This is a genomic window from Gilliamella sp. CG25, assembly GCF_046635705.1.
Classification (GTDB): domain Bacteria; phylum Pseudomonadota; class Gammaproteobacteria; order Enterobacterales; family Orbaceae; genus Gilliamella; species Gilliamella apicola_I.
Map to the genome: position 1 here is coordinate 99,950 of NZ_JBIDFJ010000002.1, position 21,465 is coordinate 121,414.

Annotated in this window: 15 protein-coding genes, 1 tRNA gene and 1 pseudogene; 11 read left to right on the forward strand and 6 right to left on the reverse strand. The window is 34.6% G+C overall.

From position 1 onward, the window contains the following. Positions 1-258 precede the first annotated feature (258 nt). Positions 259-334: transfer RNA gene (locus ACGH6P_RS01955), tRNA-Lys, on the forward strand. Positions 335-357: 23 nt separating this feature from the next. Here the strand turns inward: ACGH6P_RS01955 and ACGH6P_RS01960 are convergent. From ACGH6P_RS01960 to ACGH6P_RS01975, 4 genes and pseudogenes are all read right to left on the reverse strand, one after another. Continuing rightward, positions 358-1,389 (reverse strand): annotated as a pseudogene (locus ACGH6P_RS01960) (tyrosine-type recombinase/integrase). A 721-nt stretch (positions 1,390-2,110) separates the two neighbouring features. Next, positions 2,111-2,692 (reverse strand): hypothetical protein, encoded by a 582-nt coding sequence (locus ACGH6P_RS01965; protein WP_411596585.1) that lies wholly within the window; start codon positions 2,690-2,692, stop codon positions 2,111-2,113. Positions 2,693-3,130: 438 nt separating this feature from the next. After that, positions 3,131-3,310, reverse strand: a complete 180-nt coding sequence (locus ACGH6P_RS01970) for a carbon storage regulator (RefSeq protein ID WP_411596586.1) — start codon at positions 3,308-3,310, stop codon at positions 3,131-3,133. A 1,200-nt stretch (positions 3,311-4,510) separates the two neighbouring features. Further along, entirely contained in the window at positions 4,511-4,720 is a 210-nt protein-coding gene (locus tag ACGH6P_RS01975) for a glycosyltransferase family 25 protein (RefSeq protein WP_411596694.1), read from the reverse strand. 707 nt (positions 4,721-5,427) lie between these two features. On the opposite strand from ACGH6P_RS01975, the gene ACGH6P_RS01980 reads away from it, so the two are divergent. From ACGH6P_RS01980 to ACGH6P_RS02020, 9 genes are all read left to right on the forward strand, one after another. Next, a complete protein-coding gene (locus ACGH6P_RS01980) occupies positions 5,428-5,760 on the forward strand; it encodes a DMT family transporter (RefSeq protein WP_411596588.1) in 333 nt (110 codons plus the stop codon). Between the two features lie 282 nt (positions 5,761-6,042). Further along, positions 6,043-6,762 carry an epoxyqueuosine reductase QueH gene (locus tag ACGH6P_RS01985; RefSeq protein ID WP_411596589.1) on the forward strand — a complete coding sequence of 240 codons (720 nt, stop codon included), beginning with the start codon at positions 6,043-6,045 and terminating at the stop codon, positions 6,760-6,762. Positions 6,763-7,018: 256 nt separating this feature from the next. Then, the gene (locus tag ACGH6P_RS01990; RefSeq protein WP_411596590.1) at positions 7,019-11,293 is read left to right on the forward strand and encodes an acyl-CoA dehydratase activase-related protein; all 4,275 of its coding nucleotides are present in this window, start codon (positions 7,019-7,021) and stop codon (positions 11,291-11,293) included. Positions 11,294-11,358: 65 nt separating this feature from the next. Continuing rightward, positions 11,359-11,967 carry a CDP-alcohol phosphatidyltransferase family protein gene (locus ACGH6P_RS01995; protein ID WP_411596591.1) on the forward strand — a complete coding sequence of 203 codons (609 nt, stop codon included), beginning with the start codon at positions 11,359-11,361 and terminating at the stop codon, positions 11,965-11,967. Between the two features lie 13 nt (positions 11,968-11,980). Next, positions 11,981-13,732: a bifunctional alpha/beta hydrolase/class I SAM-dependent methyltransferase gene (locus ACGH6P_RS02000; RefSeq protein ID WP_411596592.1), complete on the forward strand. Its 1,752-nt coding sequence runs from the start codon at positions 11,981-11,983 to the stop codon at positions 13,730-13,732. Positions 13,733-13,744: 12 nt separating this feature from the next. After that, the gene (locus ACGH6P_RS02005; protein ID WP_411596593.1) at positions 13,745-15,061 is read left to right on the forward strand and encodes a phosphatase PAP2/dual specificity phosphatase family protein; all 1,317 of its coding nucleotides are present in this window, start codon (positions 13,745-13,747) and stop codon (positions 15,059-15,061) included. Further along, positions 15,048-15,533, forward strand: coding sequence for a hypothetical protein (locus ACGH6P_RS02010; protein WP_411596594.1), 486 nt, complete (start codon positions 15,048-15,050; stop codon positions 15,531-15,533). The genes ACGH6P_RS02005 and ACGH6P_RS02010 overlap by 14 nt, the downstream gene beginning before the upstream one ends. A gap of 57 nt (positions 15,534-15,590) precedes the next feature. Further along, positions 15,591-16,529: a phosphatidate cytidylyltransferase gene (locus ACGH6P_RS02015; protein WP_411596595.1), complete on the forward strand. Its 939-nt coding sequence runs from the start codon at positions 15,591-15,593 to the stop codon at positions 16,527-16,529. A 136-nt stretch (positions 16,530-16,665) separates the two neighbouring features. Continuing rightward, positions 16,666-16,929: an HPr family phosphocarrier protein gene (locus tag ACGH6P_RS02020; RefSeq protein ID WP_065558280.1), complete on the forward strand. Its 264-nt coding sequence runs from the start codon at positions 16,666-16,668 to the stop codon at positions 16,927-16,929. A gap of 124 nt (positions 16,930-17,053) precedes the next feature. Here ACGH6P_RS02020 and ACGH6P_RS02025 read toward each other — a convergent pair whose 3' ends face one another. Further along, positions 17,054-18,415, reverse strand: a complete 1,362-nt coding sequence (locus ACGH6P_RS02025; RefSeq protein ID WP_411596596.1) for an APC family permease — start codon at positions 18,413-18,415, stop codon at positions 17,054-17,056. Positions 18,416-19,143: 728 nt separating this feature from the next. Then, the gene (locus ACGH6P_RS02030) at positions 19,144-20,829 is read right to left on the reverse strand and encodes an amidohydrolase (RefSeq protein ID WP_411596597.1); all 1,686 of its coding nucleotides are present in this window, start codon (positions 20,827-20,829) and stop codon (positions 19,144-19,146) included. A 148-nt stretch (positions 20,830-20,977) separates the two neighbouring features. Between ACGH6P_RS02030 and matP the strand changes: the two genes are divergently transcribed. After that, the gene (gene matP, locus ACGH6P_RS02035) at positions 20,978-21,442 is read left to right on the forward strand and encodes a macrodomain Ter protein MatP (protein ID WP_220215114.1); all 465 of its coding nucleotides are present in this window, start codon (positions 20,978-20,980) and stop codon (positions 21,440-21,442) included. Positions 21,443-21,465: the final 23 nt, after the last annotated feature.

A 21,465-nucleotide genomic window follows, 5' to 3' on the forward strand; every position in this document is an offset into this window, starting at 1 on the left:
TAAATTAGCGAGAGATTTTTTTACCTTGCTACATAACTGCTTATCGATGATATCTGAAATTGTATGTTAACTGATAGCTATCAAGGTCAATAAAGTACCTCCAGTATAAAATGATACATCTTGTATGTGCAATTAGACCATGAGCCGTTAAGGTAAGAAATGATATATTAAGATTAATATCAATGTCTTACAAAAAAAATTTGTATAGCTAATTTGCTTTTGAATTAAGTTTACTATATACTTCGAAAATACTTTTATGGGTTGTTAGCTCAGTCGGTAGAGCAGTTGACTCTTAATCAATTGGTCGCGGGTTCGATCCCCTCACAACCCACCATAAAAGTATGATTTATAAGTATTTTACGCTGTCTGTAAAATTGTGCCGTTAATGTCACTTGTGCTTTGTGTCGCAAATGTGACATTACTGCCGTACTGTAGCAAGTGTTCGGTGTTCAAGTGGGCGTATTTTTTCACCATTTCTATCGTCTCCCATCCGCCAAGATCTTTGAGCTTATAGAGTGGTGTGCCAGCTGGCCCACGTGTGACGTAAATCATGAAATGTGAAATCTTGTATACGGGACAATTCACTCGCCCTATTAAAATCACGACGATCAATGTCATAAACTCGTTTTAGCGTATCTCTCGTAAAAACATACTCACAATCATTTTTTAAACGTCGTTTTCGTATCAACGCTAATGCGTCTAAGTTTAATATCAGTGAACGAGCTTTACTTGATTTTGCATTATCATTTGTGACTGATGCTATCCTGTTAACTACATCCACATTATGCCATGTCATCGTAAAAATTTCGGTCATACGTGCACCTGTTGATTACGCAAAAGAACACACATCTTCATCAAGTCCAGACTTAAATTCTGAATGAGCAAAACCGCCTTTTCTCGTGTTATCCACCTAACCCGTACATTCGGCTTCTTGGATCGTGGTACATACGGAACGGCAACGATCCAGCCCGATTTATGCGCCAATGAAAACATGAGCATTATGTCCGCTCGATATCTGTTTAATGTCGCATTGGAGACGGGCTTGCCCGTTCTTTCAACTTTCACAGGTAAAGATTCACGGATTTCCTCCCCCGTGATTGATGATAATTCTCGACCAGAAAAATACTTCAACAAATATTCAGCTCGTGACTGTTTTGTTTTGAAACTTTTTTGATCTTGACCGTCTCGTAAAAATAAAATAACCGCATCTTCTAAAAATCTCTCCGGTTTTTTATTTAATCTCGACATCTCCCACAATTCAGACTTCAATCGATCATGATATTCTAACGCTTGTTTTTTGTCGGTAGTGCCAGTAGATCGCCTAATTCTTTTGCCACCCGGTGCGACGATGCCAATATGCCATACATCGCCTCGCTTTTTAATTGACATTTTTTTACCTCCTTTTTCTTAAAGGTTAGCCGGTTGGCTTTATGAAGCGATATAAATTTTTCTTCAAATTCTTTTTTATAGGCTAAACATTTTCAGATTTTCTTTCTGATTTAGATTGAGAAGAAAAACAATACTCTATTTTGTGTTCATATAGGTATGAGTACAATAATTTAGACATCTCCAACGCTTCTTTTAGGGTTATAATTTCCATTTTTATTACTTTATTATTGGTTATTTGATAAACGATACTCAATGCGTGTTGGAGCGTTTACCGCTAATGGGGCCTTAACAGTTGGTAATAAAATATCTTTAACTTGTTTATCTGTTTCATTTCATTTAAACAACTGTTATGTCCAACCTAAATCAAATGGGGGAGGATTAAAACAGACCAAATAGAATAATTCATAGGGGGTAGTAAATCTGTAAAATCGAGTTGAACATCTGGACTAATTTTAATGTTGGGTCATCACATAAAATGTGGCTCTCGTTTCGTATAGCGCAAAACAGTACTCGGTCGTCGTGTTTATCTAAATAAAACATGCAAGATCCACAGTAAACGTCAATGACGTGTTTGTCAATCATGTTCAAAATTATTATCCTTTAGGTAAAAGAGTGAAAAGGTTTGGTTACTTTTAGGTTAGTGGAGTTACAAATATGCTTATCAAGAGGTCTTGAGAATTAAAAAAGGGCGAACTGCCCTCTTTAATAATATACCTCAAACCTATTTGAGGTTATGCTCTTGTTCGTAAGCTCTTCTCATCTTTTGAATATAAAAAATTTCATGTATCATATTAACTGCTGAGTCAGTACTTATCGAAAAATACATATCAGGGAATAATGAAAAATAAGACGGGTTCCTTTTAAATGTTAAATATGGTTTTTTTTCGTTATCATGGAATAAGAAAAAATCCGTAGTAGATGTTTTTCCATTGGGTTTATTGGGGGTATTATTCGGTAATGAATTTTGCGTTTCATTTAAGGTGATCAACTGTTCTTCGTATGGAAGCTTAGCCCATTTTAGGAAAATGACTAATTTTTTAATCATTTCATCTGAGTGTTCATAAGTGATAATAGGCATCCCAACTATTGCATTACCTGCATCGTAACGGTACGAAAAATAGTCCCATTTTAAACTAGCGAATAATATAGCATCGGATGGACGAGGATACTTTTTTGAGCCATCCTCATTAAGCATAATAAATGTCACATCACTTTTATAATATTTATTTCCCCAAATTTGTGAAAAAATAGAGCTGCATCCACTTAAAAATAAACACATAAACAATATTGTTATTTTTTTCATAAAAATTTCCTTTTATTAGATTTACTTCAATCTTATTATATAAGGTACATAAATGTAAAAGGAATTCATTTTGCATCTGTATCGTAGGGTTACACCATTGTTTCAATCCAATTATTAGCGCTATAGCGACTGTTGTTACTATAAATTAATTACACTGTGCCAGTAACGTTTAATTTTCTAGAAACAATAACGATTTTTTCTTCGCAATCCTCGCGGTTCGCATCCAGATCTGGGATCTCAGCAAACTCCCAATCAGTTAAATCCTCGTCGGTTATGTCATTATTGTTGTTGTCATAAATGCGGATTTCGGTCTAATCCCAACAATCACTGCCTCGTTACATCCAACCAAATTTTCGTTTTTATCATCTATTAAATTATTGTTAACCCAATGCATATGTAGCTCCTAAAATGTTCAGATATTACTGTAGTTTTTCCATTTTATTTCTCCGCGATCGAATTAGATGGTTGTTTATTTTTAGGACCATCCCTTAGGATAGGGACGTCTGTTGGGGCGTCTATTCCGATTCGCGAATAACATCCGTTCGTTGAAATAACCGTAAACACAATGTTATCGCCGATAATAATTGATTCTCTGGCGCGTCTTGTAAGAACTAGCATTTCATTGCTGGTAATTTATTGATTCTTAAAACTAATTCCTCGCTGAAAAGTTTTCATGTTTGATACCCGCGAAGCGATGCATCAAATAGCAAATAATAATGATGCCGATTGGTCTATCCAGTAGGAACGGTTATAGCTCTCCCTATGACGTTATCAACTGTTTATTTATTTTGCGCTAGCTAGCAACGCGTACAGTGGGTGCCACATAGCGAGTGCAATCCAGAAACTCGACATCATTTGTACGAGTTTGTGGTAAAACTGGCAATAATTACACAAATTCTTCAGTCAAAATTGTGGTTATTAGGAGGTAACATGACTATTTTTTATCATTTATATCACAACGAATTCTATGATTTTAATATCAGTAAAATACCTAAAAACGCAATCGAAATTACTGCTGAATATCACAAAAAACTATTTAAGTAGCAAACAGCAAAATGCGTTATACAGCCGGAAAAACAAGGCCAGCCCGTTGCCGTAGATTTTTGTTTTAATAGCCGAACGGATTATCGCCGAAAATAACCTGAAAAACAAAAATTAAATGACATTACTAACAAAAAAATTGAGTTTTTACAGGATACAATTGATCTCGAAATGTCCGTGGGTGATAAGGTTACATAATTGAAATCGTGGAAAAATACCGAATACTATTAACGTGTATTGACGTTAATAGTGTTGATATTGATTCACGTACCCGCCTGATTAGCGTTTAGTACTGGTGGTAATGACGATATTTTGGTTTTTTTGAAAATATTTGCAGTATCGAAAAAATAAAATGCATTTTGGGTCTTTTTTCTATATTATATAATTTTTGTCGATAATTTTCGATTAGCAACAACCAATTTGCTCTCCACCTTTAGTGAGGAATCGTTCTTATCGCGATCATTGGTTTCAATTAGATGTGGCAGGGTGACGTGACGTAAATTTTTACGTCACCGCTGGTTCTGAAAATTTCAAACATATCTGCCCCGTATCTGATTGGCATTAGAAAATCAACCATTTTTTGAGCGGTTTTTAGCATGATAATATAGCCGGTTGTGCGAACCTCCCTTGGATATTGGGAAAACATTAAACTCGCCGAGTTTTATCTTTTTATTTTTTGCATACTCAACGTCATCAGTCTGTAAAAACATCCCGTTTTTTGTTTTTTCAAATGCACTTATAAAATCTAAAACTCTATTATCGAGGATAGCATCGTCCTCAATAATTAGCGCATATGGCAACCTCCGTTTTTATAATTTCTCTATACACCCCTATATGACTCACAGCGCAACCGATTTCTCCATTCGTCAAAAAACAATTTTTATAATCGTAAACGTTGGCACGTATAAAATTTTCATCTAATTCACGCCCATCAATTGCTGTTAAAATCTCAAAATCCATTTTTAATTTTTTACATAAATTAGTAATTCTATTCTATCTGTCAATCGCTCTATTCAACTTTATAACAAATGTTCTTATTAATTAATTTTTCACTAATATAATTTAAAATATCGTCGATTGTTAAATATATATATTTGATTGAATTGATTAGCGATAATTTATTCATAAATAACAACTATTTGTTTTCAGATATGTCAAAATTTACTATATTGTGTAATAAATTTTTGTTTGATATTATACATGAGGAGAGGTCACAAACGGTTTTGTAATGTAAATGTAAATGATATTTTGTAGGTGCGGTGATAAAATTAATAAGGAAATTTGAAATGGTTATTGATAGGATAGTTTGGAGTGTGGCATATTTGTGTCGTAAATAATATAAAATAAACTAAAATAATGTTAAAAGCTTTACATTTTCGGGAGCGATTATTGTCTATAGTTTATTGATTTATATTTATTTAATGGTTTCTTGATTTTCAAGAACTCGACACCCTTAATCAATTGGTCGCGGGTTCGATCCCCTCACAACCCACCATTTAATATTCCTTTTTAATAATTTTCTAGCTTTGATAGCTTTCAAGTTTACCTGTTTGTTCAAATTAGCATGATGAAATGAAACCATAATTAAGCTTTAATATTATTGATTAAGGTGTGATAGGTTAATAAAACATCAAAACGTTAAGGTTTTAAACTTAACCAGTAAATTTGTTTTTCAAATGACTATAGGTATTATTATGAATGCATATTTTTATCTTTTTTTCGCTATTATTTGTGAAGTTATCGCTACATCTTCATTAAAATTATCGAATGGGTTTACCCATCTTATCTATTCTATTATTACAATTGTTGGTTATAGCGCATCATTTTATATTCTTTCCTTAGCATTAAAAACCATTCCCGTAGGCATTGCTTATGCGATTTGGTCAGGAATTGGTATTGTGCTTATTAGTTTGATTGCTTGGATCTTTATGAAACAAACTTTGGACTTAGCGGCTGTAATCGGTATGGGATTTATCATGTTTGGGGTAATTATTATAAACTTATTTTCTAAAGTGTCAGGGCACTAATATTATTGATATCGATTTTGAGATGAATAATTAATCAGTATAACTGTCTGTTTTAATTAAGTTAATCAATGAATAAGGTTAGATGATTGAATAATCTTCAGGTTTAATGACTATTGAGTAAAAGCACGCTATTGACGTCATAATTAGATTATCAAAAAGTTTTAGTTATTACCTTCGTTTCAGTATAAAAAATTACATGCTAAGCTTGAATGGTTGCGTTTATCGCTATATCATAGCGCAGCTTAAAAAGACTTTAATCATCAAAATTATAAACGAGTCATCATGTTAATTAATGCTAAAAATATACTGGAAAAATTAAATCCTCATAACAAAATCAATTACGATTCTGTTTTACAAGAAGTCATTGCGGATTGGCAGCACGAAGCAGTTCGCCCTAAATTATTGATTCATAGTTGCTGTGCACCATGTAGTACCTATGTTTTAGAGTATTTAGCGCAGTATGCTGATATTACTATCTATTTTGCCAATTCGAATATTCATCCAAGAGTTGAATATGAACACCGTAGTCTGGTTCAACAAAAATTCATCAACGATTTTAACCTGAAAACAGGGCATAATGTCCAGTTTTTAGAAGCACCTTACCAACCAGCAGAGTTTGTTAAACAAGTTGGGCATTTGCGTGATGAGCCCGAAGGAGGAGTGCGTTGTCATCTCTGCTATAAAATGCGGTTAGATTTGGCAGCGATTAAAGCGCAAGAATTGGGATACGATTATTTTGCGAGTGCATTGACGTTAAGTCCTAAAAAAAATAGCCAGAAAATCAATCAACTGGGTTTTGAAATTCAAGAAATTTTTTCGGTGAATTATCTACCTTCTGATTTTAAAAAAAATAATGGTTATAAACGTTCTATCGAGCTTTGCAAAGAATATGATGTCTATCGACAATGTTATTGTGGTTGTATTTTTGCTGCTAAAGCGCAAGGCGTCGATTTAAAAAATGTTATTGCGATCGCTAAGCAGGGATTAGAAAAAATGAGTTAATACATATTATTATCCTCATAAAAGATACAAAAAAATAGTTAGTTCACCCTATTGAAAATGGTTTTAGCTAACTATTTTCTCTGATAGGAATTAATTTAATAGGATTTTAAAAACGCAACTTTAAAACAAGATATTTTTTAACCAAATTGATTAAAAAAAAGTAAGATTCGGCTATAATTATTACACATAAAAAATAAAGCGATATTGATTATATCGATTAAAAAGTAATGGATGCTTTGGGGATTATGTGCTGCTTATGTCAAAATTATTTAAATTTGGTTTAGATGTGGGTTCCACAACAGCGAAATGTGTTGTACTTGATGAGTTTGACAATTTTGTTTATACCAATTACATTCGTCATAATACACATATTGTGGCGACAGTCCTCGATTTACTTAATGAAATTAAACAGAAGTTTGGTAATAATATTTGTCTATCCGTCAAGGTAACCGGTTCGGCTGGTATGGGAATATCTGAAAAAGCCGATATTCCTTTTATCCAAGAAGTGGTGGCGGCATCGGAAGTTGTGCAGCGCAACTATCCCGAAGTCAGAACGTTAATTGATATTGGCGGTGAAGATAGTAAGATGATTTTCTTCTTTCCCGATCGCCCGCCCGATATTCGAATGAACGGTAGCTGTGCAGGTGGGACAGGGGCATTTATCGATCAAATGGCAACCTTATTAAACACGCCTGTTCAACAATTTGATCAACTCGCTCAACATCATGACAAAATCTTTCCGATTGCTTCTCGTTGTGGCGTTTTTGCCAAAACCGATGTCCAAAATCTCATTAGTCGTAATGTCTCAAAAGAAAATATCGCCTATTCTGTTTTACATGCTGTTTGTATTCAACTCGTTAATACCTTAGCACGTGGTTATGATATCGTTCCTAAAGTGATGTTAATTGGTGGGCCATTTTCCTTTATTCCAACCTTAGGTAAAGCAGCGCTTAATACGTTGAAATTAGGTGAAGATCAGCTAGTTGAAACGCCTTATCCAACATTGTTGTCTGCTTGGGGGGCGGCAATTCATCCGATTGAACGTGCTGAACTTTCAATTAATAGTTTTATCGAGAAATTAAATGCTTCAACAAAAATTGCAGTGAATCAATCTTTTCGATTATCTCCTCTTTTTAATGAAGCCTTATCATTTGATGACTGGAAAAAAAGACGGAAATATATCGATATTCCTCGATTAAATATCGCAGATTATAAAAAGCAAAATGCTTTTTTGGGCATAGATAGTGGTTCAACGACAACCAAAATTACGTTAATTAGTGAAGATGATGAACTACTGTTTACTTATTATGCCCCCAATAACGGTCATTCAATAAGTGCACTGATTAAAGGATTATCTCAATTAAAAAAAGAAATTGAGACATCCAATAAAGATATTGTGATTTTGAGAACGGGTGTCACCGGTTATGGCGAAGAGTTATTAAAAGCCGCATTTGGTATTGATGATGGTTTAGTTGAAACGATGGCGCATTTTGCCGCAGCAAAGCATATTGATCCAGATGTCAGTTTTATCATGGATATCGGTGGTCAAGATATGAAAGCCATTTTTATTGCCAATGGTGTGGTTAATCATATCGAACTTAATGAAGCTTGTTCATCAGGGTGTGGTTCCTTCATTGAAACTTTTGCTAAATCATTAAACTCAAATACCATTGATTTTGCCGATGCGGCCTGTCAATCAACTCATCCCTGTGATTTAGGTACACGCTGTACTGTGTTTATGAACTCTAAAGTTAAACAAGCCCTACGCGAAAATGCCACCATGGGGGATATTTCGGCTGGACTGGCGTTTTCAGTGATTAAAAATGCAATTCATAAAGTGCTTAAACTGCACGATATGCGTAAATTAGGTAATAATATCGTCGTACAAGGTGGAACCTTTAAGAATCCTGCTGTTTTTCGAGCCTTAGAACAATTAACCGGTGCGCAAATCACCAGCTCAAATATCCCTGAATTAATGGGCGCCTATGGCTCTGCTTTAGTGGCAAAAAATTATTTTGTTGAAAATAATACACCTTCACAATTTATTGGGCTGGATAACTTAGCAAAAGCTGAAGATAACAAAGCGAAACCTTCTCGTTGTAAGGGGTGCGAAAATAATTGTGATATTATGATCTACCGTTTTGCCAATGGACAAAAATATTATTCCGGTAATAAATGTGAACGTTTCTTAAGTAATAATCAATATAAAGATAATCATGCCTTTAACATGTTTGATTATAAAAACACGCTCTTGTTTGATCGAATCACTGTCGAAAATCCTCAAGCAAAAATTAATATAGGCATACCTCGTGTTCTTGGACAGTATGAAAATTTTCCTTTTTGGCATACGTTATTGACTCAAAGTGGTATCAACGTAATACTTTCACCTTATTCGACCCATAAAATTTATGAACAAGGAGCAGGTACAGTAATGTCTGATAGTATCTGTTTTCCTGCTAAATTAGTACATGGGCATATTATGGAATTAGTTGGTCAAAAAGTGGATCGTATTTTTATGCCTATGGTCGTATTTGAATCATCCCAGTTTGATAATGCAGTAAATAGTTATAATTGTCCTATTGTGAGTAGTTATGCAGAAGTCATACATAGTGCTATCAATCCAGAATTAAAATATGGTATTCCGATTGATTATCCTGTGATGAATTTCACGGATGTGAAGTTACTCAAAAAAAGTTGTGTTCAATATTTACGGTCATTAGGTATAGCGAAAAAAGTCATTGATAACGCCTTTTCGGCAGCATTAATGGCACAGTCGCAGTTTAAACAGAATCTTTACAACAAAGCGATTGAAGTATTAGATAATGCCAAACAAACAGGGCGATATGTATTTATTTTAGCAGGACGGCCTTATCATAGTGATAGTTTAATAAACCATAAAACACCTGAAATCTTAAATGCGCTTGGTTGTGATGTGATTACTGAAGATTCTGTATTAGGTGGCATTAGCCGGTTATCACCAGAACTTCAAATTTGTTCACAATGGAGCTACCCGAATCGTTTATATGCTGCCGCTTCATTCGTTGCAGAGCAACCCAATAATATCCAATTTGTTCAGCTTAATTCATTTGGTTGCGGGCCTGATGCTATTGTTACCGATGAGTGTAAAGCAATTTTAGAATCAAAAGGTAAAACCGGTACGATAATTCGTGTTGACGAAATTACCGCAACGGGTTCTGTTAGATTACGTTTACGTTCCATTATTGAATCGATACGAATGAATCATCAGCAACCGTTAAAAACAGATGAAAGTAAAAAAACGGCTATTTTTAGCAAGCAAGATAAGCAACGTCGTACCATTTTAGCACCGTTTATCTCCGATTTTTATTCTCCGCTTTTAACGCCAATTTTTGCGTTATCGGGTTATAAACTGGAAACATTACCTAAACCAGATAAGCGTTCAGTCGAATGGGGATTAAAATACTGCAATAACGAAATCTGTTATCCAGCAACAATTATTGTTGGAGATATTATTAAAGCATTGCGTTCAGGTAAATATGACCGTAATGATGTGGCAATAGGGATAACTCAAACGGGTGGACAATGTCGAGCGAGTAGTTATTTATCGTTGATCAAAAAAGCGATGATCAGTAATGGTTTTGAAGATATTCCCATAATTTCACTTAGTACTGGAAATATTAATGAAATAGAACAACCTGGCTTTAAGCTAAATTGGTTTAAAACATTACCGATAACTTTTTTTGCGATGCTTTTTGCTGATTCACTATCAAAAATGTATTACGCCATTGCGCCAAGAGCGAAAGTTAAACAACAAGCTGATCAGCTTAAAGCGCTTTATATGCATAAATTGCAACAACTTATTCAACAAAAGCAAGGTAAAAAGGCCATCTTCGAACTATTAACGCAAGCCGTTCTACACTTTAATCAAATTGAAACACACCATAAAGATTGTCCACAAATCGGTATAGTGGGCGAAATTTACGTTAAATATAATAGTTTTGGTAATCAACACAGTGTTGAATGGCTTGTCGAGCAGGGTATTGAACCGGTTATTCCACCAATGATTGAGTTTTTTGCGCAATGTTTTGTTAATTATGATAGTAATGTCAATAATTATCTCTCATCAAAGAGTTATATCTCTTATCTAATATCCTTTTTTGAAAAGATTGCATATCGGTATATTGATAAAACAAATAAAATTTTGTCCCAATTTAAGTATTATCAACCTTTCCATAATATTCGCGATATGTCTAAAAAGGCTGAAGAAATCTTAAATCTGGCGAATCAATATGGTGAAGGTTGGTTGATTCCTGCTGGCATCATGACATTTGCTGAACAGGGAATTAACAATGTTATTAGCCTGCAACCGTTTGGATGTATTGCAAATCATGTTGTATCTAAAGGTGTTGAAAAACGAATGCGAGATCTTAACCCAAAACTCAACTTACTCTATTTAGACTTTGATGATGGTGCAGGCGAAGTAAATGTGCTTAATCGTTTGCATTTTATGGTAAGTTCATTAAAGTATACCCAGTTACAACGGATTGTTTAAATGTTAAAGTACATGACGATTCAGTGTAAGTAATAGTAAAAAGATAATTTATAAAAGGATTGTTTGTGTTATCAATTTATCAATTAAAATCCCGATTTCAATCGTTACTTCGTCCCTGCGTTGAGAAATTTTATAATGCGAACATTACCGCTAATCAAGTCACCTTATTCGCTTGTATGGGCTCTATTTTTATCGCCTTGATTGTGAGTTATTTTATTGAATATCTTTGGCTATTTTTCTTGATTCCAGTATGGATGTTTATTCGAATGGTGCTCAATGCCATTGATGGCATGTTAGCACGAGAGTATCATCAAAAATCTAATTTAGGCGCATATTTAAATGAAATAACGGATGTTATTTCCGATTGTGCGCTATTATTAGTATTTATTCAGGTGCCAAGTGTCAATACTGGTTTAGTGATATTGATTGTGTTACTGTCTTTTTTAACTGAATATAGTGGTGTTTTAGGGTTACTAATTGGTGCATCCAGACGGTATGACGGTCCAATGGGAAAAAGCGATAGAGCTTTTATTTTTAGCTTAATCAGTTTAGGCATTGCTACCGGTTTGTTACCATTGAATTGGATAAATACGTTATTAGGAATAATTATTTTTTTACTCATATGGACGACTGTGAATCGAATTCGAAAAGGTTTGCAAGAAGCTAAAATTTAACAAGGAGTTGTCGATGCGTCAACAGCAACAAAAAACATTCACAAGCCATGATGGATGCCAAATATTTTATCGCTATTGGCCGGCAATAGATGGCGATATTCAACCCAAACAAGCGATTGTGCTTTTTCATCGAGGACATGAACATTCTGGTCGAATAGCGCATCTTGCCGACGAACTTGAATTACCTAATTTTCACATTTTTGCATGGGATGCCCGAGGTAATGGACAATCAGAAGGTGAACGAGGCGATGCCCCCAATTTTGCTACGCTGATCAAGGATGCGAATGCTTTTATTGAACACATTACCCATGAATATAGTTTAAGACAACAAGATATTGCAATAATTGCACAAAGTGTGGGTGCCGTCATTGCAAGTGCATGGGTACATGACTATACCCCTAATATTCGAGCCTTAGTACTAGGAGCGCCTGCTTTTCGTGTAAAACTTTATGTTCCTTTGGCAGTGCCTGGTTTAAAATTATTATATAATCTGAAAGGTAATTTTTTTGTTAATAGTTACGTTAAATCTGGATTATTGACTCATGACAAACAACGAGCAGAATCATTTAATCAAGATCCATTAATCACTCGACCAATTTCAGTCAGATTGCTACTTGATTTATATTCTGTAGCTGATCGTATTGTTAAAGATGCTAATGCAATAACAGTGCCAACTCAAATACTTGTTTCTGGTTCTGATTTTGTTGTCAGACGCAAACCTCAGAAACAGTTTTATGAAAATTTAGGTACAACTCAAAAAGAATTTCATATCTTGCCTAATTTTTATCATGACACGTTTGGTGAACAAGAACGCCATATCGCTATTGAAAGAGCAAGGCGTTTTATTATAGGGTGCTTTGCAAATCAACCTAATATTCCTTCTTTGGTTAACGCAGACCTTGTTGGTTATACTAAGCAAGAAGCCGATAATTTATCATTGCCTGTTAAGGGAATAGTTAAACCCCTTTATTGGAAATTCATCAAAGCTAATTTGAAATATGCCAGTAAAATTTCTGATGGTATCAAACTTGGAGTTGAAACTGGGTTCGACTCAGGTAGCACATTGGATTATGTTTATCGTAATCAACCCTCAGGAAGTTCAAAATTAGGTCAGTTTTTTGACTATATTTATTTGCAATCAATGGGTTGGCGAGGAATTCGGCAACGTAAAATACATCTTGAAGAATTATTAAAATTAGCCATATCGCAATTACAAAAACACGATAATATCGTCAATATTGTTGATATAGCAGCAGGTCATGGACGTTATATTCTTGAGACTATTAATCAATTAGCCAAGAAACCTGATTCAGTACTCCTTAGAGATTATAGCGATATTAATATTCGTGATGGTCAAAATTTGATTACTGAATTAGGCTTGAGTCACCTTGTTCAGTTTGAAAAGGGCGATGCTTTTAACAGACAGCAGTTAGCTGACCTATCGCCTAAACCAACATTAGCTGTCGTTTCTGGTTTGTATGAATTGTTTAGTGATAATTCATTATTACGTGAGTCTTTATCGGGTTTAGCGGATGCTATCCCCAAAGGTGGATATTTAATTTATACCAATCAACCTTGGCATCCTCAACTTGAGTTTATTGCCCGAGCATTAACTTCACATCGTGACGGGCAACCATGGATAATGCGCAGACGGACACAGCTTGAAATGGATCAACTTGTCATGGCAGCAGGCTTTCGAAAAGTCACAATGCGTATTGATCAGTGGGGGATTTTTACGGTGTCATTAGCTCAGCGCATTGATTAATTGATTAATGTTATGATGAAGCAGTGTTCTATTCAATTAAACATTAACAAATGTTTATGGCTTATCGGGTTAACGGTATTCTTCTTTGCTAGTTACAATTTTAGCAATGCATTCACAGCTGAACGTAATGATATCAGTAGCATTGTTTTTGATTGGGAAACGCTCATACCACTTTGGTCATGGACGATTGTGCCCTATTGGTCGATAGATTTAATGTATGGACTTGCTATATTACTAGCAAAATCGAATCAGTCATTAAAAATACTTTGCTTTAGATTATTAACCGCACAAATTATTTGTGTCTGTTGTTTTCTTCTTTTCCCACTTAAATTCAGTTTTGATCGTCCAGCTATGGACGGATTTTTTGGTTTACTTTTTGATTTTCTTATGGGATTTGATAAACCTTTTAATCAAGCCCCATCATTACATATCACATTACTTATTATTTTATGGCAGTTCTATGCTAATTATTTTCAGACTTTTTTCCGTAATATTTTGCATATTTGGTGTTTGTTAATTGCGCTATCGGTATTAACAACCTGGCAACATCATTTTTTTGATATCCCAACAGGTGTATGGGTAGGTTGTTTGTGTATTTGGTTATGGCCTAATAATGGAATATCGCCATTAAAATTCACGTCTTTATCAAAACAGTACCGTTGGGCTTTTATTTATTGCTGTTTAACTCTGTTAACCATGAGTTTGGCCATTTATATGAAGGGGTGGGGACTTTGGCTATTTTGGCTTTCTGGGGCATTTTTGTTGGTCGCCCTTAATTATTTATTGATAGGTGCAAAAGGATATCAAAAACAATCTAATGGGCATTTTTCACTCGTCGTTATTTTATTATATTTCCCTTATTTTATCATTATGTGGATCAATTCACGTTTATGGACGATTCGGTACCATCCAAACAATTTCATTGAGGATAACGTTTATTTAGGTAGAATTCCTTCAACCTACAATCTGAAACACAATCAATTTACAACTATTGTTGATTTATGTGCAGAACTGCCGATAGGTCAATTTAAAGGTAATTATATGCTAATGCCAATTTTGGATATGACACCGCTCACGCAAGCGCAATGTCAAATGACGGCTGAAATCATTGAACAATATCGACTGCAAGGTCGATTGTTAGTTTGCTGTGCATTAGGTTATTCAAGAAGTGCGACAGCAGTTATCGCGTGGTTGTTGTGGACTCATCGAGCCAAGGATGTTGATGATGCGATAGCTAAGGTAAGAACATGTCGGCGTAATATTGTTATTTCAACTAGACAACGGTTAATATTAATAGAATGGAGCAGAAATCTACATGCTGAAATCTGATCATAATAGAAAACAGTTTCACACCAATCAAACTCAAATTGTGACATTGTGTAGTTTACTTTCTTTAAGTAAGCAAATTAATATTTTTTCTGGGTTATTAACAATTTCTGCGTTGGTCATTGGCTTTATTTATCTGGCAATTAATGATTCAAATCTGATAAGTTTAATCTGTTTTTTTGTTTTTATTTTTGGCTTAATAAGTCAATATTATGCACTTAGGACTAATTTCGATATCAAACTTTTTGAATATTCGACGCCATATATTCAGGAACCCTCAATAGTGTTGAAAGAGTTAGATCATGCGCTTGTAAAATTAGGTTTAATTAAATCTGATCTTTCTAAATCTCGAACAATGTATGAGCGCGAAAAAGGGACATTACGACTTTTCAAAATTCAAATAGTGACAGTGATGATCCAACTTTTACTCTTTATAGGCGGATTTGCCAGTCGTATTATTTATAATTTATTGTAAAATGATTTCAACATTCATTTTTAAAGTATTAAAAGAATCAGTAATTTGAGGAAATAGATGTCTAACTATCAATACCATACTTTATTGTTATTTTTGGGCGTTACTCTATTTTTAATCGTTGCTTCGTTAATTGGACTCACGTTAAAACATCGAATTCGATCACCTAATCGCGTTATTGATAATTTAAATACTCGCATTAATGCGTGGTGGGTCATGGTGGCGATTTTAGGTACTGCTTTTTTGATCGGAAAATTAGCCGTCATTTTTTTATTTTTTGTGGTATCGGGTTTAGCATTACGAGAGTTTCTTAATCTGACCAGCATTAGCCGATATGATTATTACGTTTTAATATTTGCTTTTGGAATAGCGTTGCCGGCGCAATATATTTTAGTTGCTGTTTCATGGTATGGTCTATTTAGCATATTCATTCCAGTATATGGTTTTTTAATTCTTTCTATTTTAGCCACAATTACCGGATCCTCATTTAAATTCTTAGACAGAACGGCCGAAGTACAATGGGGATTAGTCATCACCGTATATAATATCTCTTGTGTGCCTGCCTTATTGTCACTCCAAATTGATAACTATCACGACCGAAATTTATTACTTATTGCTTTTTTGGTGTTAGTTGTTCAAATGTCAGATGTTTTGCAGTATGTCTTTGGTAAATTATTTGGTAAACATAAAATTAGCCCAAATCTCTCACCATCCAAAACAGTGGAAGGATTTATTGGTGGCATAATTACAGCCAGTTTTATTGGTAGTTGTCTGTTTTGGATTACGCCATTTAGTTTTATTCAAGCTGGTTTAATTTCTCTCATGATCACCTTGCTTGGATTTTTTGGCGGATTAGTTATGTCTGCCATAAAGCGTGATAGGGGGGTAAAAGATTGGGGTAACCTAATTGGCGGACATGGTGGTGTACTTGATCGTTTCGATTCAATCTGTTTTGCTGCGCCTGTTTTTTTTCATGTAGTTAGATATTATTGGGCATAAAATAGTATTAAGTTTAAATTAATAAAAAGCTTTGTATAAATTATAAAAATTTATATCTAAAAATGAGCAAAACAGATTATTTTATGATATAAATACTAGGTATTGTATTAACTTAAGATAGAAAGAAGGACTTAGTATGTTAAAAGAGCAAATGGTAGTAAAAAATTCAACCGGTCTTCATGCGCGCCCAGTAACGGCATTAGTTAAATTAGCCGGTCGCTATAAATCATCAATTGAGCTTGTTTATAACGACAAAGCGATTAAACTAAAAAGTATGATGGGGCTGCTAGGAGCAGGTGTAAAAGGTGGTTCAACTGTTGAAATCATCTGTGATGGAGAAGACGAGCAAGCAGCAATGGATGAAATCCGCGAATTATTTGCTACTGGTTTTGGTGAATAATTGATAAATCTTTATCAAAACAGAATGTTATAAACATATATATTCCGTCGACTTAGGTCGACGGAATGGTTTTAAAAGGGCGAGAACTGAATACTTTTAAGTAGAACTATTTAAAAAAATTAAGCTAATCTTTGATGATTGAATTTAATTCGTGTGGATCAATAGATGGCAATAATTTTGTAAAACCCTTAGTTAAATATATCAGATAGAAAAATCCAATAGCGAGCCAAATTAAACCAACTATCATGGCTGTCGCATCTAAACTAGTCCACAACCATAAAGAAAGTAAAACACCAATTGCCGGTAAAAGACCATATTTGATGATTAACGCGAGTGTTTTGGTTTGACCTTCACCTAAATAGCTTTTAATTACACATAAATTGACAAAAGTAAATGCGACTAACGCCCCAAAGCTAATCATTGAAACAACCAATGTTAAACTTAACACCAACGATAATAATGAAAAACATGCTACAAATATTATAGATAAATAAGGTGTTCTAAAACGAGGGTGGATACGATAAAAGATCTGCTTTGGTAATACGCCTTCACGACCCATTGCATAGAAGATCCGTGAAACACTGGTTTGTGCAGTCATTGCAGAGGCAAACACACCTGTTAAATAAGCCGCTTGGAAGAAGTTATACATAAACTCTCCACCTAACCGGCTAATATCACCCACACGACGAACAACTTCTAAACTTGCGGTATCTTTATTTTCTGCAAAATCAGTCCAATTTGGATAGGCTAAATGAGCACAATAAGAAACGACTAAAAAGATACATCCAGCAATAAGGACAGTCCAGATAATTGCTCTTGGTAGCGATTTTTGGGCATCATTCGATTCTTCAGCTAATGTCGCAATAGCATCAAACCCTAAAAAAGCCAAACATAATATTGCTGCACCAGATAGTAATCCGCTAAAATCGCCAGCATTAACTGATAATGGTTTCATCATAGCATCAGGCGTTAAATTAACGTTTGTAAATGTCAAAAAGATAAATAAACCGATAAAAATCATTTGAATGATGATCAAAGTGAAATTAACCGAATTAATTAGTTTAATTCCCAAATAATTGAGTAAACTTACGCCAATTAAAGATCCTAAAACAAATACGGGTGCAGGAATCGCTGGAAACGCTTCGTTTAAATAAATACCTAAAACCAAATAATTTAAAATTGGTAAAAAAAGGTAATCTAAAATTTGAGCCCAACCAACCAAAAAACCGACTTTTCCACCAAAAGTACGTTGTACATACGAATAGGCTGAACCAGCAATTGGTAGCTTATTGGCCATACGGCAATAGCTCAATGCTGTGAAAAAGATCATTGCTAGAGTGATAATATAGGCTATAGGTAAGTGTCCATTACTTGTAACAGTGACTTCCCCATAAGTGGTAAAGATCCCCAAAGGAACCATATAAGCTAAACCAAATGCAATCAATGCAGGTGTGGTTAAAACTCGTTTCATTTTTATTGCGGACATGACTAACTTTGCTCCTCTGTCCCAAAAAACAATAAAAAACTACTAAGTATAGTTTTGCCTTTTTACCCGCTAAAAGCGGCAGGGAATTCTCCCATATTATTATAATTATGCAAGTTAATTTTTATTATATTGACATTAAATTATGCAAATTTTGAATTAGATCATTCAATATGAATTATTTCTAAACAAATCTTAATAAAAATTGATTATTTAAACTCGTAGACGTGACCTATATTTAGGTTCAGCGTTCTATTATAGATAAGCATAGAAGGATAAAAAATTGAAAAAGCCAAGGTAATTTGTTCATAAAATATATTGTATTTTAAATTGGAGAAAAAGAGATTATTGTGGATTTGATATGAAGTAGTGAAAAAAATATTTATAGGAAAATTATTGTTCAAAGTTATTTCTAATAACAGTGATATTTTGGATGAATGTTTTAAAATGTAAGAAAATTTAAATCAAAAGTAATTTTGATTTTCCTTGTTACAGATGTGCAACCAAAGCATTTACCATTATTCTTACTTTCAGTACTGATTGCTAATGTATATAGTAATTAAATTATTAAAACTAACAAGAAACTAATTATCCGTTCTAGGTGGGGAACAGCTTGCTTATTTGCTAACGTACCTATTATTCATATAAACGATAAAGACGTAATGACTAAACAAAAATAAAGCCAACGGTTAGGTTGGCTCTATTTTTCAAACTATCTAAAGCTATAGTTTTTACGAGTCTTGTTGATAAACTGTTTTACCACCGACAATAGTCGTTAACACTTTCACATTTTGCATATCGGTTGCTGGAATGGTAAATGGATTGCGATCTAGAATGATCAAATCAGCAAATTTACCTTTTTCAATTGAGCCAATATACTCATCTTGTTTTAGCACATAAGCAGCGCCAATGGTTGCGCAGCGTAAAACTTCGGTCGCGGTTAAATTACGGTCACTGTTTAAACGTGGGTGCTGTGCATCAATTTGTCGGGTCATGGCTATTTGAAAATCATACCATTCATTTAATGGATCAATTGGCCAATCGCTACCAAAGGCGCAGTTGACGCCTGCATCGATATATTGCCCGTGGGCTTCTAAACCGTAATAGCGCTTTTCGCCAAATAGTGTTTGATATTGTTCAACCATAGCCGCACTACAGCCTGCCCATTGGAATGAAAACACTACACAAGCATTTAATTGCTTATACCTTGCATATTGATGCGCAGCACTAAGTTCATTGTGCGCTGTGCTTGGGCGGATATCGGCATCTGGTAATGCTTGGCGCATTTTTTCGATTGCATCAAGCACTACTTCAATGGCACCTTCACCAACAGTATGCATATGAGGATGAAAACCGGCACGAGAGGACTCTAAAATTAAAGCATTTAGCATCTCAGTTGAATAGTACAAATCACCATAACGATCTTTTTCATCTTCAAGCTGATAAGGTTGCAATAGTCTTGCTGTCATTAATGGTGCTTGCATTACCCCGTCAACAAACAGTTTAGTATGTGAAATTTTAATACCGGGCTTAGGTTGCCAATTTTTATCATCATAACGGTTTGCAAACTGTTTAACTTTTTCGAGTAATGCCAGAATAGCTTCAATGGATGTAACATCATCTGGCGGTAACTCTCGTGCACCAAATAACCGAATGGTAAGTTGATCTTGCTGTTGCAACTTTAAAAAGGCATCGGCTTGCGTTTCAGTTATCCGAGCGTCCATTACGGCTGTTACGCCTTGTTTGTTTAATTCTGCTTGTGCTAATTTAGCAATATGTGCGGCTTGTTCTTCCGTCAATTTTGATATGCTGTCAAAAGCTCGCATAGCCGGTGCATCTTCTAAAATGCCATTAAGTTCACCGTCTTGTGTTCTGCCAATTTTTCCATCTGTCGGTTCGGGTGTGTTTCTATCCAAACCAAATTTTTGCAACGCAATACTATTAGCAACTAACGTATGACAATCGTTAGAAAAAAGGATTACGGGTCGCTGAGTATTGAGTTTATCCAGATCGAAGCGGGTAATATCGGTACCAATTGGTAACACTTCTTGCCTTAACCAGCCTCGAACTTGTAGCCATTGTGTGCTATTATTCTGACTGTCTTTATCCAAGTGTTTTTGAATAATTGCTAAAGTATCCTCAACGGTTAAACTTTGATAATTCAAATTACATGAGGTCAATTGCATGCCACCCCAAAAAGTATGAAGGTGTGAGTCGATTATCCCCGGCATCATCGTTTTACCATGAAGATCGTAAATTGCTGTATCATTATCAACATAGTGATGGCTATTTATTTCATCTGTGGAGCCTGTTGCTATTATGTAACCATTTTTGATTGCTATCGCTTCACAAACTGTATCTTTTTTATCTGCTGTATAAATATAGCCATTAATATAAATAACATCAGCTTTAACCATTATTTTTGATTCCTTAAATAAAGAACGATATAAAAGGTGAACGATACCAGATTTATAAAAAATTTGTCAAATGCAATAATTTTCTTTATTGTGTAAAACGATTATGCTACATATAATCTCTATAGTTACAGCGTCACAAGGTGAACAAATGAAATATCAACAACTCGAAAACCTTGAATGTGGTTGGAAGTGGCACTATTTAGTAAAAAAACATCTAGAGGGCGAGCCAATAACTCGCTATATTGAAAAAAGTGCTGCTCAACATGCCGTAAATGAATTATTACTGTTAGAACATAATCCAACAAGCGTTGTTGATTGGATAAAATCGCATTTGAATCCCGATCTAGATAATCGCATGAAGCAGACTATACGGGCAAAACGAAAACGACATTTTAACGCAGAACAACAATATACACGGAAGAAGTCCATCGATTTGGAGTTTTTAGTTTGGCAACGCTTAGCGAATTTAGCTAAACGCCGTGGTTGTACGTTGTCACAAACCATTACGCAACTTATTGAAGATGCTGAGCAAAAAGAACAATATGCGACAAAAGTATCAACAATAAAAGATGATTTACTGTCACTTCTTGATGTGAAGCGCAACAGTAAATAACACAAACTACAGGATAAATAGGT

What these genes read in the sequence shown, in the direction of transcription:
- ACGH6P_RS01970 (WP_411596586.1), bottom strand. Translation starts at nt 3,310, where the DNA reads ATGCTAGTTCTTACAAGACGCGCCAGAGAATCAATTATTATCGGCGAT.
- ACGH6P_RS02030 (WP_411596597.1), bottom strand. Translation starts at nt 20,829, where the DNA reads ATGGTTAAAGCTGATGTTATTTATATTAATGGCTATATTTATACAGCA.
- ACGH6P_RS02005 (WP_411596593.1), top strand. Translation starts at nt 13,745, where the DNA reads ATGATGAAGCAGTGTTCTATTCAATTAAACATTAACAAATGTTTATGG.
- ACGH6P_RS02015 (WP_411596595.1), top strand. Translation starts at nt 15,591, where the DNA reads ATGTCTAACTATCAATACCATACTTTATTGTTATTTTTGGGCGTTACT.
- ACGH6P_RS02020 (WP_065558280.1), top strand. Translation starts at nt 16,666, where the DNA reads ATGTTAAAAGAGCAAATGGTAGTAAAAAATTCAACCGGTCTTCATGCG.
- ACGH6P_RS02025 (WP_411596596.1), bottom strand. Translation starts at nt 18,415, where the DNA reads ATGTCCGCAATAAAAATGAAACGAGTTTTAACCACACCTGCATTGATT.
- matP (WP_220215114.1), top strand. Translation starts at nt 20,978, where the DNA reads ATGAAATATCAACAACTCGAAAACCTTGAATGTGGTTGGAAGTGGCAC.
- ACGH6P_RS01965 (WP_411596585.1), bottom strand. Translation starts at nt 2,692, where the DNA reads ATGAAAAAAATAACAATATTGTTTATGTGTTTATTTTTAAGTGGATGC.
- ACGH6P_RS01980 (WP_411596588.1), top strand. Translation starts at nt 5,428, where the DNA reads ATGAATGCATATTTTTATCTTTTTTTCGCTATTATTTGTGAAGTTATC.
- ACGH6P_RS01985 (WP_411596589.1), top strand. Translation starts at nt 6,043, where the DNA reads ATGTTAATTAATGCTAAAAATATACTGGAAAAATTAAATCCTCATAAC.
- ACGH6P_RS02010 (WP_411596594.1), top strand. Translation starts at nt 15,048, where the DNA reads ATGCTGAAATCTGATCATAATAGAAAACAGTTTCACACCAATCAAACT.
- ACGH6P_RS01990 (WP_411596590.1), top strand. Translation starts at nt 7,019, where the DNA reads ATGTCAAAATTATTTAAATTTGGTTTAGATGTGGGTTCCACAACAGCG.
- ACGH6P_RS02000 (WP_411596592.1), top strand. Translation starts at nt 11,981, where the DNA reads ATGCGTCAACAGCAACAAAAAACATTCACAAGCCATGATGGATGCCAA.